At 66.6% G+C, this 13,000-nt stretch carries 13 protein-coding genes and 1 tRNA gene; 5 read left to right on the top strand and 9 right to left on the bottom strand.

All coding sequences use genetic code 11. The annotated features are described in order from the left end of the window. Positions 1–92 precede the first annotated feature (92 nt). Both AB4Z27_RS01465 and AB4Z27_RS01460 read left to right on the top strand, forming a co-directional pair. Positions 93–186 (top strand) — tRNA-Ser (locus AB4Z27_RS01465). A gap of 231 nt (positions 187–417) precedes the next feature. Continuing rightward, entirely contained in the window at positions 418–975 is a 558-nt protein-coding gene (locus AB4Z27_RS01460; protein ID WP_092292694.1) for a J domain-containing protein, read from the top strand. A gap of 12 nt (positions 976–987) precedes the next feature. Here AB4Z27_RS01460 and AB4Z27_RS01455 read toward each other — a convergent pair whose 3' ends face one another. The 5 genes from AB4Z27_RS01455 to AB4Z27_RS01435 all read right to left on the bottom strand — a co-directional run bounded on the left by AB4Z27_RS01455 (position 988) and on the right by AB4Z27_RS01435 (position 6,037). Beyond that, a complete protein-coding gene (locus AB4Z27_RS01455) occupies positions 988–1,971 on the bottom strand; it encodes a Bug family tripartite tricarboxylate transporter substrate binding protein (RefSeq protein WP_092292696.1) in 984 nt (327 codons plus the stop codon). Positions 1,972–2,064: 93 nt separating this feature from the next. Then, positions 2,065–2,859, bottom strand: coding sequence for an SDR family oxidoreductase (locus AB4Z27_RS01450; RefSeq protein ID WP_441592107.1), 795 nt, complete (start codon positions 2,857–2,859; stop codon positions 2,065–2,067). Positions 2,860–2,868: 9 nt separating this feature from the next. Continuing rightward, entirely contained in the window at positions 2,869–3,834 is a 966-nt protein-coding gene (locus tag AB4Z27_RS01445) for a Bug family tripartite tricarboxylate transporter substrate binding protein (protein ID WP_092292700.1), read from the bottom strand. A 62-nt stretch (positions 3,835–3,896) separates the two neighbouring features. Further along, on the bottom strand, positions 3,897–4,841 hold the full coding sequence (locus AB4Z27_RS01440) for a hydroxymethylglutaryl-CoA lyase (protein ID WP_441643817.1): 945 nt from the start codon (positions 4,839–4,841) through the stop codon (positions 3,897–3,899). After that, on the bottom strand, positions 4,838–6,037 hold the full coding sequence (locus AB4Z27_RS01435; protein WP_092292704.1) for a CaiB/BaiF CoA transferase family protein: 1,200 nt from the start codon (positions 6,035–6,037) through the stop codon (positions 4,838–4,840). Before AB4Z27_RS01435 ends, AB4Z27_RS01440 begins: the two co-directional genes overlap by 4 nt. A 219-nt stretch (positions 6,038–6,256) precedes the next feature. On the opposite strand from AB4Z27_RS01435, the gene prpR reads away from it, so the two are divergent. Next, positions 6,257–8,203: a propionate catabolism operon regulatory protein PrpR gene (gene prpR, locus AB4Z27_RS01430; RefSeq protein ID WP_441643816.1), complete on the top strand. Its 1,947-nt coding sequence runs from the start codon at positions 6,257–6,259 to the stop codon at positions 8,201–8,203. A 101-nt stretch (positions 8,204–8,304) separates the two neighbouring features. Continuing rightward, complete coding sequence (locus AB4Z27_RS01425) at positions 8,305–8,820, top strand: metal-dependent hydrolase (RefSeq protein ID WP_092292708.1); 516 nt, start codon at positions 8,305–8,307, stop codon at positions 8,818–8,820. A gap of 54 nt (positions 8,821–8,874) precedes the next feature. Here the strand turns inward: AB4Z27_RS01425 and tolA are convergent, their stop codons facing one another. Then, positions 8,875–9,630, bottom strand: coding sequence for a cell envelope integrity protein TolA (tolA, locus tag AB4Z27_RS01420; RefSeq protein ID WP_441643815.1), 756 nt, complete (start codon positions 9,628–9,630; stop codon positions 8,875–8,877). Positions 9,631–9,685: 55 nt separating this feature from the next. Then, entirely contained in the window at positions 9,686–9,871 is a 186-nt protein-coding gene (locus AB4Z27_RS01415; protein ID WP_092292712.1) for a hypothetical protein, read from the bottom strand. Between the two features lie 78 nt (positions 9,872–9,949). Between AB4Z27_RS01415 and AB4Z27_RS01410 the strand changes: the two genes are divergently transcribed. After that, positions 9,950–10,549: a helix-turn-helix transcriptional regulator gene (locus AB4Z27_RS01410; protein ID WP_092292714.1), complete on the top strand. Its 600-nt coding sequence runs from the start codon at positions 9,950–9,952 to the stop codon at positions 10,547–10,549. Between the two features lie 64 nt (positions 10,550–10,613). Here the strand turns inward: AB4Z27_RS01410 and AB4Z27_RS01405 are convergent, their stop codons facing one another. After that, entirely contained in the window at positions 10,614–11,828 is a 1,215-nt protein-coding gene (locus AB4Z27_RS01405; protein WP_441643814.1) for a hypothetical protein, read from the bottom strand. 144 nt (positions 11,829–11,972) lie between these two features. Continuing rightward, a complete protein-coding gene (locus tag AB4Z27_RS01400) occupies positions 11,973–12,962 on the bottom strand; it encodes a Bug family tripartite tricarboxylate transporter substrate binding protein (protein WP_092292718.1) in 990 nt (329 codons plus the stop codon). Between the last annotated feature and the right edge of the window lie 38 nt (positions 12,963–13,000).

The following is a 13,000-nucleotide window of genomic DNA, read 5'->3' as shown; positions in this document are numbered from 1 at the left end:
CGATTGGTCATGGAAATGTCATTGACCAGTTGAGACGACCCCGCTAGAATACGCGCTTCGTTGTGCGGCCTCCCTCGCACAACGCAAGTTTGGGAGACGTGGCCGAGAGGTCGAAGGCACTCCCCTGCTAAGGGAGCATCCGGGCCAAAACCTGGATCGAGGGTTCGAATCCCTCCGTCTCCGCCACTACATCGTAATGGCGGCGAACCCCGGAAGATCGCGGTCTTCCGGGGTTTTGTTTTTTCTGGCGCGGGTTTTTCGGACACGACACTGACGAGGCCGATTCCGCCCGACCCGCTCAAGCGAATCGGGGCGGCCATGCAGACGCGCATGAATCTGGCGGCGGCCTGCGGCGAGGTTTGATGCGGTGCGGCATGCTAGGATGGACGCCTCCGTTTTTCGCGCTGCCCCGCCCCCATGAATACGCTCTACGCGACGCTTGGCGTACCGTCCGATGCTACGCTCGACGAGATCAAGCTCGCCTATCGCCGCGCGGCGATGAAGTGGCATCCGGACCGCAACCCCGGTCGCGAAACCGAGGCGCATGCCGCCTTCCAGCAGATTCGCGATGCCTATTCGATCCTGTCCGATGCCGAGCAGCGACAGGTCTACGACGACGTCTTCGAACGCGAAACGCGCCGCTGGGAAGCCGAGCATGCGGCCGAGGAAGCCGAGGCGCGCGAGGTGCAGGAAGCGGCCAGGCGTGCGGCACAGGAGCACTACGAGAAGATGGTCGCCATCGCCATGCGTTTTGCCGACGATGGGCACACCCGCGACGTTCTGTTCGGTGTGCTACTGGGCCGGGATTGCGAGGCGGACCTTGCCGGACGCATTGCCGACAGCGTCTGGGCGCTGCACGAGTCGCGCAAGGCCGCGGACGCAGCCGCCCCGTCACCCGAGGCCGCCCCTGCGGAAGCGGAAAAGCCCGTCAGTGCGTTCGAGACGTTCTGGCAGGGGATGTTCCGGTTCCGCTAGCCGCCCCGCGTCTCACTCGACCTTGATGTTGGCGGTCTTGACGACCTCGCCGTACTTCTTCAGGTCCGCCTGGATCTGCTTGCCAAACGCCTCCGATGAATTGCCGACCGGCACGATGCCCAGCGTGGCGAGCCGTTCGCGCGTCTCAGGCTGGTTGACCACGACGTTCAACTCCTTCGACAGTCGGTCGACGATCTCTTTTGGCGTCTTGGCGGGGGCCAGCAATCCCACCCACGAGTCGTTGACCAGGCCTGTGACGCCGGATTCCTCCAGCGTTGGCACATCCGGCAGCGTCGATACGCGGCTCGCGCCGGAGACTGCAATCGCGGTGGCCTTGCCGGTTTTCACGTATTGCTGCGCGCCGGCCACGGCCGTGTACAGCACCGGCAGCGTACCGCCCACCAGATCCCCCATCGCCTGGCCGCCGCCCTTGTAGGGGATGTGCGTCATCTTCAGGCCGGTGCGAGCCTTGAGCAGCTCGCCGGCCAGGTGCGGCGTGCTGCCGGTGCCGGCACTGCCATATGACAACCCTTCGGGTCGGGTCTGCGAATACGCGACGAGTTCCTTCAGGTTCTTTGCCGGTACGGACGGGTGGGTAATCAGGATCAGCGCCGCATCGCCAATCTTGCCGATGGGCACGAAGTCCTTGACCGGGTCGAACGGCACTTTCGGAAAGACATGCGGATTGATGACGATGGTGCCGTCGAAAGCGAGTAGCAGCGTGTAGCCATCTGGCGCCGACTGGGCCGCCATCGCGCTGCCGATATTTCCCGAGGCACCGGGCTTGTTGTCGACCACGATCTGCTGGCCAAGGCGCTGGCCCAGCCTGTCCGCAATGACGCGCGCGCTGGTATCCGACACGCCGCCCGGCGCGAACGGCACGATCAGCCGGATCGGGCGCGACGGGTACTCTTGCGCGAAGGCGCTGGTGCCAGATAGGGCAGGCGTGGCGACGGCAATGGCGCATAGCGCCTTGACGAGGGTACGGCGGTGCATAGGGTCTCCTCCTGATGCAACAGTGAGTTCGGCGGTATTCGCCTGTTATCTGCAATCTGGTGCTGCGGAACCACGGGTACGGCTTCTGTGCGATCAGACGACGATGGGCGTGGTGGCGCCATCGATCGACAGGATCGCCCCCGAGATGTAGGACGCGCGCGCCGACGCGAGAAACAGCACGGCATCGGCGATCTCTTCGGGCGCGGCAAGCCGCCCGAGCCCGGTGCGTTCGTTGGCCTTGCCGAGGGCCTCGTCGACGGTTGTGCCAGCCAGCTTCGCTTCGGCTTCCAGGCCCTGTTGAAGCCGCTCGGTGCGGGTGGCTGACGGGTTGAGGGCGTTCACCCGCACCCCGGACCGGCCATACGCGCTGGCCAGCCCTGCCGTGGCCAGCATCAGGGCGGCATTGGCGGCGCCGCCAGGCAAATGGGTCGGGCTCGCCACCTTGCCGCCCATGCCGACGACATTGACGATGGCGCCGTGGCCGGCCTGGGCCATCCGCTTGATGACCGGGTCGATGACGTGCATGTAGCTGAAGTACTTCGCGTCCATCGCATCGCGCCACGACTGGGGCGTCAGCTCCGCAGGCGGGGTGCGGCGCGCACCCCCGGCGGACGTGACCAGGATGTCGATCCCGCCCAGTGCGGCGGCTGCGGCGTCGACGGCGTGCGCGGCCTGCGCCGCGTCACTGAGGTCGGCCGCAACCGTGAAGGGATCGGCGCCCGGCGCATCGGCCACCAGTGCGGTCCGTGCGGCGGCGAGATTGGCCTCGCTGCGTCCGATGATCGCGACCTTGGCACCTTCACGCAGGAACGCTTGAGCGCAAGCGAGCCCAATGCCGCGGCTGCCGCCGGTGATCAGTACGCGCTTTTCGGTCAGTTCAAGATTCATGGGGTTTTCCTATTCGGGCTGGATGCCACCGCGTTTGGCCACGTCGGCCCATTTCCGCGTTTCCTTGTCGAGGAAGGCGCGAAACTCCGTCGGTGGGGTCAGGACGATGGTAGCCCCTTGGTCTTTCATCTGCTTGGCGAGTGCTGGGTCCTGCGTGACCTGCTGCAGGTCGTGATGGATCTGTTCCACGATGGCCGGAGACATGCCCGCCGGCCCGAACAGGCCATACCAGTTCAGCGATTCCACGCCATCGAGTCCGGCCTCCTTGAACGTCATCGCATCGGGGAAGAGGGACATGCGCTGATCCGCCGCCACGCCGATCACGCGCAGATTGCCGCTTTGCACGTGGGGCAATGCCGTCAGCACGCTGGTGAATCCGGCGCCGACATGGCCGCCGATGACATCGACCATGATCTGTGCGCCGCCCTTGTAGGACACCGGAATGGTCTTGAGATTGCCCGCCTGGCGCAGCAGCTCGCCGGTCAGTCGCGTCTGGCCTTCCGAATAACCGATGCCGAGCGGCTGGCTACGGGCGGCACTGACGAGGTCGGTCAGCGATTTCGCAGGGTTGGACTTCGATACCACCAGCACCATCGGCGAGATGGCGAGGCGTGTGATGGGGGAGAAGCCACGCACCGTGTCGTAGGGCAGGCTTTTCATCAGCACGGGATTGATCGCGTGCGAGCCCACCACCATCAGCAGCGTGTAGCCGTCCGGGGCGGACTTGTGAACGTGACTGGAGCCGATCACGCCGTTGGCGCCGGGCCGGTTGTCCACCACCACCGACTGCCCCCAACGCTCGGACAGCTTCTGCGCGACCAGGCGGCTGACGATATCGGTGCCGCCACCGGGCGCATAGGGCACGACCAGCGTGACGGTCTTTTCCGGCCACTTCGCGGCGGCGTGGCCAGAAGCCAGCGCGGCGGTACAGGCCATGGCGCCCAGCACGCCTCGAATCCAGCGAATGTTCTTCATCAGGTGTCTCCTTCCTATATGGGTCTTGTCTGACCGGATGCTCGGCGGCATCCGTGTCGGCCTTACGTGCCGCTTTTACCGCGTTGGTTCTGCTGGCGCCGCAGCCATGCGATGGAGCGGCCGCCAAGGGGCCGATCCAGCAGCGATTCGGCGAATGTCACCGCATCGAGCAGTCCGTCGAGCGAAATCCCGGTACGCAGGCCGCACTGCTCGGCCATCAGCACCAGGTCTTCGGTGGCCAGGTTGCCTGCCGCGCCGGGGGCAAACGGACAGCCGCCGATGCCGCCCACGCTGGCGTCGAAGCGGCGCACGCCAGCCTCCAGCGCGGCCCATGCGTTGGCGACGCCCAGGCCGCGCGTGTCATGCAGATGCACGGCCAGCGTGCCGGGGTCGAGTGCTTGTGCCAACGTAGCCATGCGCGATTTGACGGCGGCGGGCGCTGCAGCGCCGATGGTGTCGGCGATGACGATCTCTTCCGCGCCGGCGTCCCGCATGCGGCAGGCCAGACGCAACACCGTATCGAGATCGACCGGGCCTTCGAACGGGCAGTCGAACGCGACCGCCACATAGGCACGCGTGCGCAGGCCGAGTTCGCGCGCCCGCACCAGTGTCTGTTCGCTGACATCGGTGGCCGCGTCCAGCCCCATATTGATGTTGCGCTGGTTCATCGTCTCGGTGGCGGAGAGCACCACCGCGATCTCGGTAGCGCCGGCGCCATGCGCGCGTTCCAGGCCCTTGAGATTCGGCACCAGCGTGGAGAGCCGCAGGTCTGGGCACTGCGCCGCAGCGCGCTGGACCACGTCCGCCGCGTCGGCCATCTGCGGCACGGCCTTCGGTGAGACGAAGCTGGTGGCTTCGACGCTCCGTACGCCGGCACGCGCCAGCAGGCGGATCAGTTCTACCTTGGCATCGGTGGAGATGGCGACGGCCTGGTTCTGCAGCCCGTCGCGCGGTGCGACGTCAGTGATGACGATGTCCGGCGTGGCGTGGCGCTGTGCGTCGCTCATGCCACGGCTCCGGCTTCGCGCAGCCGCGCAATCTGTGCGTCGTCATAGCCCAGCGTGTCGCGCAGCACCGTGGCCGTATGCTCGCCCAGCGCGGGCGGACAGGTATAGGCGGCCGTGGTCACCCCGGAAAGCTTCACCGGATTGCCGGGCATCCGCACGGTCTCGCCGGTCTTCAGGGGCACCTCGACAATCATGTCGCGCGCCTCCACCTGCGGCTCGCGCAACGCATGCGCGAAATCGTTGACGGGCCCACACGGAATGCGCGCCTGCCGCAAACGGGCCAGCCAGTAGGCCGACGACTCGGCGCGCAGTTCGTTGGTGATGATGGCGTCGATCCGCGCCTTGTCGGCATAGCGGCCCGGCTGCTTCAGGTACTCGGGCGCGCGCAGTTCGGGATGATCGATCACGCTCAGGAAGCGTTCGAAGAACGCGTCGCCGATGCAGGCAATGATGATGTGGCCGTCGCTGGTCGGATAGGTGTTGTACGGCACGTGCACGAAATGGCTGTTGCCGATACGTTCGGGCACCAGGCCGGACATCAGGTGCATCGTCGCCATGTAGTTCAGCAGCGAGATCTGGGCGTCCAGCATCGAGATGTCCACGTGCTGGCCCACCCCGGTCTGCTCGCGCGCCGCCAGCGCCGCCAGCACGCCGATGGCGCCGAATACCCCGCCGCCCAGATCCCCAACGGGGATGCCGCTGCGTACCGGCGGGCCATCCGACATGCCGGTGATGGACATGCCGCCACCCATGGCCTGCACCACCTGGTCGAACGCGGGCTGCTGCCGGTCCGGCCCGGTCTGGCCGAAGCCGGTGACGGAGCAGGTGATGATGCGCGGGTTGACCTTGGAGAGCGATGCGTAATCGATACCCAGCCGCTCCGTCACGCCAGCGCTGAAATTGTCGAAGACAACGTCGGCATTGCGCACGAGATCCAGAAACACCGCCCGGCCTGCCTCGGACTTCAGGTCCACGCACACGCTTTCCTTGTTGCGGTTCAGCGTGAGGAAGTACGCACCCATCCCGTCGCGGGCGTAGTCCTCGCTCTCCGCCAGCAATTTGCGCGTGCCCTCTCCGGTGCCGGGGGGCTCCACCTTGATCGTGCGGGCACCCAGGTCGGCCAGCAGCATGGTGCCGTACGGGCCCGAGAGCATATGGGTCAGGTCAAGTACGGTGATGTGTCCTAGCGCCTGCATGGCTTCCTCCGTGTTCGTATGGAGGGTTCAGTGCAATCGGTGTGCCAGTGCCTGAGGAGTTCGCTAAGTAACTGATTCATAACGGAATGGGAGAGGAAGGATGACGTTCCGCATGTTTCATGAAACACTGTTGAGACATTTCATGAAACGGCCGTGAAACGCTCGTGCGATGGTCACGAGAGGCGCCGCAGCGCCCGGAGGCGGCCGACGAGGAGACCCATGCGCAACACTTCCCCTGAGCGCGGCAGCCTGCCGCGGCTTTGTTTTATCAGTTACAAGCACCTCAGCCGCTTCGCCATGACGGTGCTGGACGAGTTCGCCGACCGCGCCACGATAGAGGTGGTCAATGGTTCGTTCGAGGCCGCACTGGACGCCGCGCACGAGCGCCTGCGCGAGGGGGCGGCTGACGTCTTCGTCAGCGCCGGGGCGAACGCCACGATCCTGCGCAACGCGCTCGATGCACCCGTCGCCACCATCAAGCTCAGTGGCTTCGACATCCTGGTGGCGCTCCTGCAGGCACGGCATATTTCGAACCGGGTAGGCGTGGTGATGTACGGCGAGTGCATTCCCGAACTGGATGCGGTCCGCGAGTTGCTCAATATCGAGGTGGCGCAGTACGCGTACCGCACCCCTGACGAGGCACGGCAGTGCTTCGAGCGGCTCGTGCGTGACGGCTATGAGGTGGTGGTGGGTTCCAGCATCGTCATGGAGCTGGCGGAGCAGTACGGCATCCAGGGGCGCCTGGCCTACTCGATCAATGCGGTGCGCCAGGGGATTGAGGACGCCATCGAACTGGCGCGCGTGGCCCGCCTGGAAGCGGGGCGCTATGACCAGCTCAACGGCGTGCTGCACAACCTGCAGGAGGCCGTGCTGGCCGTCGACCGCGACAATCGCGTGATTGCCGTCAACCCGCCGATGGAAATGCTGCTGGGCCGCGTCAAGGCGAGAATGATCGGCCAGCATCTGGAGGACATCGAGCCGGCGCTGTCGCTGCAATCCACGCTGGCCAGCGGCATGCAGGAGCGGGGCAGCGTGTTTCGCTTCGCGCAGCGCGACTGGATCGCCAATCGCACCCCGATCCGCGAGCATGGCGACACGGTGGGCGCGGCCATTACGCTCTATGACGCGCGCAATATCCAGGATGCGGATGCCAGCCTGCGCAGCCAGCAGCGCCGGCATCCGCGCAATGCGCGCAACCGCTTCGACAACCTGATCGGCGCCAGCCCGGCCTTCGAACGCGCCTGCGCGACGGCGCGGCGCTATGCCAGGACGGATCTCACGGTGCTGCTATCTGGCGAGAGCGGGGTGGGCAAGGAGCAGTTTGCGCAAGCGATTCATAACGAGAGCAAGCGCGCCGCCAAGCCGTTCGTCGCCATCAACTGCGCGGCCTTCCCGGAGGCGCTGCTGGAAAGCGAGCTGTTCGGCTACGACGAGGGCGCCTTCACCGGATCGCGCCGTGGGGGCAAGCGCGGGCTGTTCGAATCGGCCCATACCGGCACGCTGTTTCTCGACGAGATTGGCGATATGCCCGTCTCGCTGCAGACGCGGCTGCTGCGCGTGCTGCAGGAGCGCGAGATCCTGCGTCTGGGCGGTGCCATACCGATTCCGGTCGACGTGCGGATTATCGCGGCGACGCATCAGCCGCTGCCGCAGTTGATCGCCTCCAGGCAGTTCCGTCAGGATCTCTACTACCGTATCAACACGCTGCAACTGGCGTTGCCACCGCTGCGCGAGCGCAGCGAGGACATCGCCTTGCTCGCCACATTCCTGCTGCGGCGCTCGCTGGACCGGCTGGACTCGCGCCTCGACGCACCGGCCCTGGTCGCGCGCTTGCTGCCAAGGCTGCAGGCGCACGCCTGGCCGGGCAATATCCGTGAGCTGGAGAATATCTGCGAGCGGATGGCGGTGTTCTTCTCGCAATGGGAGGATCTGGAGCACATTGCGTTCGACGAACTGCATCACGATTGCCCGGAACTGTTCGGGGCGGTCAGCGTCATGGCGCCACCACCCGAGCTTGCGCCGTCATCATCGACCGCGCCCCGTGCACGCGTGCTGGAAGTGCTGGCCGAGTGTGGCGGCAATCGTCAGCAGGCGGCGCAACGGCTGGGCGTGAGCCGCGCGACGTTGTGGCGTTGGGAGAAGGCGGCCACGGCACAGGTTGGATAGGCTCGCTCCGCGCGACGCGATCGATCCAGTGCTGGAGTTTCTCGCGCACATCTGCCAAGATTGCGCCCCCTCTAAGATCACCGGCGAACTCGCGCAGTCTCATGGCCTCAAGCAAAGCTCACCACGCCACCGGATGGGCGGCGGCCGTCATCGCTGCAGTGGTCATCGCGAAGACCGGCAGCGAAGGGTGGGGCTGGGCCAGCATAGCGGGGTTTGTGGCGGCGATGCTGGGCAGCACCGCGCCAGACTGGATGGAAGTGGCATGGTGGTCGAGGTCGCGTCGGCTGTGGATTACCCATCGCACCTGGACGCATTGGGGCATCGCGTGGATTGGCCTCCTGCTATGGGCCTACCACGCGCTGGGCACCCATCCGTTGGCCGCACCCGCATTCGGCTTTGCCTGCGGGGGCGTCATGCACTTGCTGGCCGACTGGCCGAACCCGCTGGGCGTACCGTGGATCGCGGGGCGCCATTCGCTGAACTGGTGGAAGAGCGGGCGGTGCGACCTTCTCATCGTCGCGGCTTCATGGCTGATCGCCCTCGCGGTATCCCGCGAGTTCTGGCTGCATGGCGGCCATCCCCTCGCAATCGTCCGGCATCTGCGGACGCACTTCTGACACGCCGGGACGGTGATCCGGCGCCGCTAGCATCGCCGGAAGATCGCGGTCTTCCTATTCCCTCGGCTGGAAATAAAGATTGATGTGGGCGGGCGCCACGCCGTTCTCGTCGCGCGGCAGCGGGTTGGAGCGTGCCACGGCGCGCAGCACGGCGTTGTCCCAGCCGGTGTGTCCGCTCGAGCGGGCCAGCCGGGCCTCCAGCACGGTGCCGTCCGGTGCCAGATGCACTGCGACCACGGCGGTGGGATTGTCGGGCAGGTCTCCATCGAAGAGGATGTTGGGCGTGACCCGGCGTCGCACCTTGTCCGCATAGCCCGGCGACGTGGTGCCGCCTGTGCCGGCACCGTCGCCGGGGCGGCTGCCTGCACCGCTTGCACTGGCTGTGGCGGCTGCGGTGGCCGCAGCGGCCTGACGCTCGGCGTCGCGGAGGTTTTGCTCACGCTGCTGCGCTTGCGCGGCGGCTTCGAAAGCCTTCGCGGCTTCGGTTGCCCTCGTGGCTTCAAGTGCCTTGGCTGCCGCACGGCGTTTCTCGGCCTGCAAGGCAATGTCGGGCCTGTCTTCCGATTTCAGCTCGGGTTCCAGCTTCCGTTCCAGCTTCCGTTCCGGCTGCGGGACCACGGGCTTCGTCTCGACCACGGTCTGCGGCGGATTTTCGGGGATCGCGTCCCACAACTCGGCTTCCACGCCGACCGGGGTCCGGCTCTGCCAATGGACCGCGTAATAGAGCCACAAGCCCAGCAGCACGTGGATAAACAGGGCCAGCAGGAAACTCGGCAGGGTTCCCCGTTCCAGTGGCTTTCGACCTGACATGGCATCTCCGCGATTCATGCCCTTGATCTGACCATAGTCCCGCCGTCGGGCGATTTCAACCTGCCCCGGAGGCGCCTTTCCACTGGCGCTGGATGCGCGCGGCGTCGTCCGCGTCGGACGTGGCAACGTCCAGCCAGCCGGGAATGTGCCGGTCGGGGAGGCGCTTCGGTTCGGCCATGAGCAGATGAGCGATTTCGGATAGGATGCTGCGCGGCGCTGCGCTATTGTCGCGAGCGGCCATGTTGACCCCCGCACACTATTTGATTGATCGCCCCCGCGCACGGCAGTTGCGTCTCCGCAACGCCATCGCCCCCAACCGATGACGAAACTTCTCAAGGAGGACGGCGCGATTGCGCTGGCAGACAGCATCCCCGACGCTGTTTTCCTGGTCGACCAGACCGGGCAGATCCGCTACGCCAACACGGTGTGCGAGGAGATCCTCGGCTACCGGCAGTCCGATCTGGTCGGCCAGCTGGTGCTCGAACTGGTGGTGCCGGCGGACCGGGAGAAGACGCTGCGCGAGGCCGGCCGGGTCCTGGCTGGCAACAAGCGCGTGGGCTTCGAGAATCGCTACCGGCACCGAAACGGTGCGGACGTCCATCTGTCCTGGTCGGCCCAATGGCACGCGGCGCACGAGCTGCGCATCGGCGTGGCCCGGGACGTGACCGCGCAGCGGCAGACGCCGGCCATCCCTCCCCATCCCCCCGACCATGCCAGTCGGCTCGACGCGCTCGCCCCCCACGAACGCAGGGTGCTGAACCTGCTGCTGACCGAAGCCGGCGAGAAGCAGATCGCCGAACAGCTCGGGCTGGCGGTCTCCACCACGCACTCCTACATCACCGGCATCTATCGCAAATTCGGCGTGCGCGGCCGGGCGGGGCTGATGAGCCTGTGGCTGCGGCACCTGCTGCACGACTGACGCCCCGGCAAAAAAACGCCGGCCCGAGGGCCGGCGCAGAGTGATGCCCGGATGTTGCGCGATGTCAGGACGCGCGGCGGCACGTGCCCTGGAGGATGCTGCCGAGCGACAGGTTGAGCCACGCCAGCGAGTCGGTGCCCGTTTTCAGGAAGACATGGGCGAAGGTGGGCGGATCGGCGGCCGGGTCGCCCGGCTCGGCATCCAGGTCGCCATCGGCGGCGATTGCCACACCGTTCAGCGTGACGTCATCCTGGAACCTGTTCAGCATCAGCGGCAGCGTGAGCGCCCTGCTGGCGACGGTGAGCTTGCCACCGGCGACGGTCAGCGTCTCCCGCGCCATTGTGCCGTCAAGCACTGCCGTCGCGCCGTCCACAACGCGGTTGGCGTAAGAGCAGGCCCACGTGCCGTCAAGCTCCCCGGCCACCAGCGCGCGGGCGGGCTGGATGGTCCAGGTGCCGGTGGCGACCGCTCCCGCCTCGGCGTAGTTCATGTCAAAGCGCATGCCGCCGTTCGGGTTGACGAACAGCCGGCCACGGAAGTAGCCGCCGCCGTTCATCACCAGGTCGAATGCACCCGGAAAGCGCGTCTGGTCGGCCAGGGTCAGCTTGCCCAGTTGCGGGGTGGCGCAGGTGACGAGATCCGCGCTGTTGCAAAGCTGCACGTTGCCGTCGGTGTCGAAGCGCATGCCGGCCGGCGTGCTCGCGGGGCCCGCTAGCGGCTTGCCGGTGGCCTGGTCGTAGATGGCGAAGTTCATCAGCACGTTGTAGGTGCCGGCCAGGCTGCTCAGCGCCGGCGGGTCGATGGTGACCGCGCTCGCGGCGATATCGCCGGCCAGCAGGCCCGTGCTGGTGCCCAGCAGGTTCGGCAGGCCGGTGATCTCGCCAACCAGGCCGTCGGCCCCCTGGTGGAAGCTCAGGCCGATGCCCGCCAGCTTGGCGGTCAGGTTGGCCGGGGGCGGGTCCGCGCTATCGGCCACGAGGCCGCTCACGGTGAAATTGCCTTCCGTGTTCGTGTAGTTGCCGATGACCGTGCCGCGCAGGCCGAAGGCCGAATCGATAAAGCTGAGGGTGAGCTTGCCGCGCGACGGGGCGTCCACGGTGAGGGCGATGGTGTCGCCGAAGGACAGCGTGCCCGAGTACTTGACCGGTACTGGCGCCGGCGGCTCGGCGGGAGCCGCCGGCGTCTCTGTTTGCACGGGCGCCTGCCCGTCGCTGCCCCCGCAGCCGGCCAGGGCAGCCCCCACGACCAGCGCGCCCATCAGATATTTCCACTTCAGCATGACTAACCCCTTCTTCCCATTGTTCGTTTGTCTTGTCGACGCCAGACGTAGCTGGCGGCGGGAGCAAACGGTAACAAGGATCCGGGGCGCCTCACCATCCTGCTAATCAGAGGGGCGCTGGTCGAAGGTCGCTGGCTGGGCCGGTTATTCCGCCTCGATCCCGGCCTGCTTCACGACCTTGCCCCACTTCGTCAGGTCGGACTGGATCACCGCTGCGTAGGCCTGCGGCGTGCCGCCCTGCACCTCGATACCCGCCGCTTCCAGCTTGGCGCGCACCTCGGGCAGCTTCAGCGCCGCGTTGATCTCGGTGTTGAGCTTGGCGACGATCTCCTTCGGCGTGCCGGCCGGGGCCAGGAAGCCGCCGTTGGTGTTGGCGTCGTAGCCCTTGAGCCCCTGTTCCTCGGCCGTCGGCACATTGGGCAGGGTCTTGGAGCGATTCCGGGTGGAGACCGCCACGGCGCGCACGTTGCCCGCCTTCACCTGCTCCTGGATGGCGCTGATGGTGTCGATATAGAGCGCCGTGCGGCCGGCCACCAGATCGGGGTGGGCGGCGGACGAGCCCTTGTAGGGCACCAGCAGCACCGGCGCGCCGCTGACCATGCGGAACATCTCGGCGGCCATCTCCTGCGCGCTGCCACGGCCGGACGTGGCCACCTTGGCTTCGCCCGGGTTGGCCTTCATCCACGTCACCAGTTCAGGCATGGTCTTGACCGGCAGCTTCGGGTAGATCGCGAACACCAGCGGAATCTCGTGGGTGTAGACGATGGGCTCGAAGCTCTTCTGCGGGTCCCAGCCGAGGTTCTTGAACAGGAACTTGTTGATGTTGTGGCTGCCGCCCACGATGCCGATGGTGTAGCCGTCCGGCTTGGCGTTGGCCAGCACCGCCGTGCCGAGGTTGTTGGAGGCGCCCGGGCGGTTCTCGACGATGAACGGCTGGCCGAACTTGACCGAGAGCTTCTCGCCCACGACCCGCGCGATCAGGTCGATGCCGCCGCCGGCCGGGGCCGGGACGATGATGGTGACCGGGCGGCTCGGGTAGTTGGGCTGCGCCGAGGCCATCCCCGGCGCCACGATCAGCGTGGTGGACAGCGCAGCGGACAGGCCAAGGGTCTTGATGAAAGGGGTGAATTGCATCGTTGTCTCCGTTCGATTTCTGGTCAACTCTTGTTAAC

The organism is Cupriavidus sp. KB_39, assembly GCF_052114485.1.
GTDB lineage: Bacteria > Pseudomonadota > Gammaproteobacteria > Burkholderiales > Burkholderiaceae > Cupriavidus.
Note: the sequence above shows the minus strand (reverse complement) of the source record. Positions and strands in the feature narration are given on the sequence as shown.

Bases quoted from the DNA above. Each gene is read 5' to 3' on its own strand.
- AB4Z27_RS01460 (WP_092292694.1), top strand. From the start codon at position 418: ATGAATACGCTCTACGCGACGCTTGGCGTACCGTCCGATGCTACGCTC.
- AB4Z27_RS01455 (WP_092292696.1), bottom strand. From the start codon at position 1,971: ATGCACCGCCGTACCCTCGTCAAGGCGCTATGCGCCATTGCCGTCGCC.
- AB4Z27_RS01450 (WP_441592107.1), bottom strand. From the start codon at position 2,859: ATGAATCTTGAACTGACCGAAAAGCGCGTACTGATCACCGGCGGCAGC.
- AB4Z27_RS01445 (WP_092292700.1), bottom strand. From the start codon at position 3,834: ATGAAGAACATTCGCTGGATTCGAGGCGTGCTGGGCGCCATGGCCTGT.
- AB4Z27_RS01440 (WP_441643817.1), bottom strand. From the start codon at position 4,841: ATGAGCGACGCACAGCGCCACGCCACGCCGGACATCGTCATCACTGAC.
- AB4Z27_RS01435 (WP_092292704.1), bottom strand. From the start codon at position 6,037: ATGCAGGCGCTAGGACACATCACCGTACTTGACCTGACCCATATGCTC.
- prpR (WP_441643816.1), top strand. From the start codon at position 6,257: ATGCGCAACACTTCCCCTGAGCGCGGCAGCCTGCCGCGGCTTTGTTTT.
- AB4Z27_RS01425 (WP_092292708.1), top strand. From the start codon at position 8,305: ATGGCCTCAAGCAAAGCTCACCACGCCACCGGATGGGCGGCGGCCGTC.
- tolA (WP_441643815.1), bottom strand. From the start codon at position 9,630: ATGTCAGGTCGAAAGCCACTGGAACGGGGAACCCTGCCGAGTTTCCTG.
- AB4Z27_RS01415 (WP_092292712.1), bottom strand. From the start codon at position 9,871: ATGGCCGCTCGCGACAATAGCGCAGCGCCGCGCAGCATCCTATCCGAA.
- AB4Z27_RS01410 (WP_092292714.1), top strand. From the start codon at position 9,950: ATGACGAAACTTCTCAAGGAGGACGGCGCGATTGCGCTGGCAGACAGC.
- AB4Z27_RS01405 (WP_441643814.1), bottom strand. From the start codon at position 11,828: ATGCTGAAGTGGAAATATCTGATGGGCGCGCTGGTCGTGGGGGCTGCC.
- AB4Z27_RS01400 (WP_092292718.1), bottom strand. From the start codon at position 12,962: ATGCAATTCACCCCTTTCATCAAGACCCTTGGCCTGTCCGCTGCGCTG.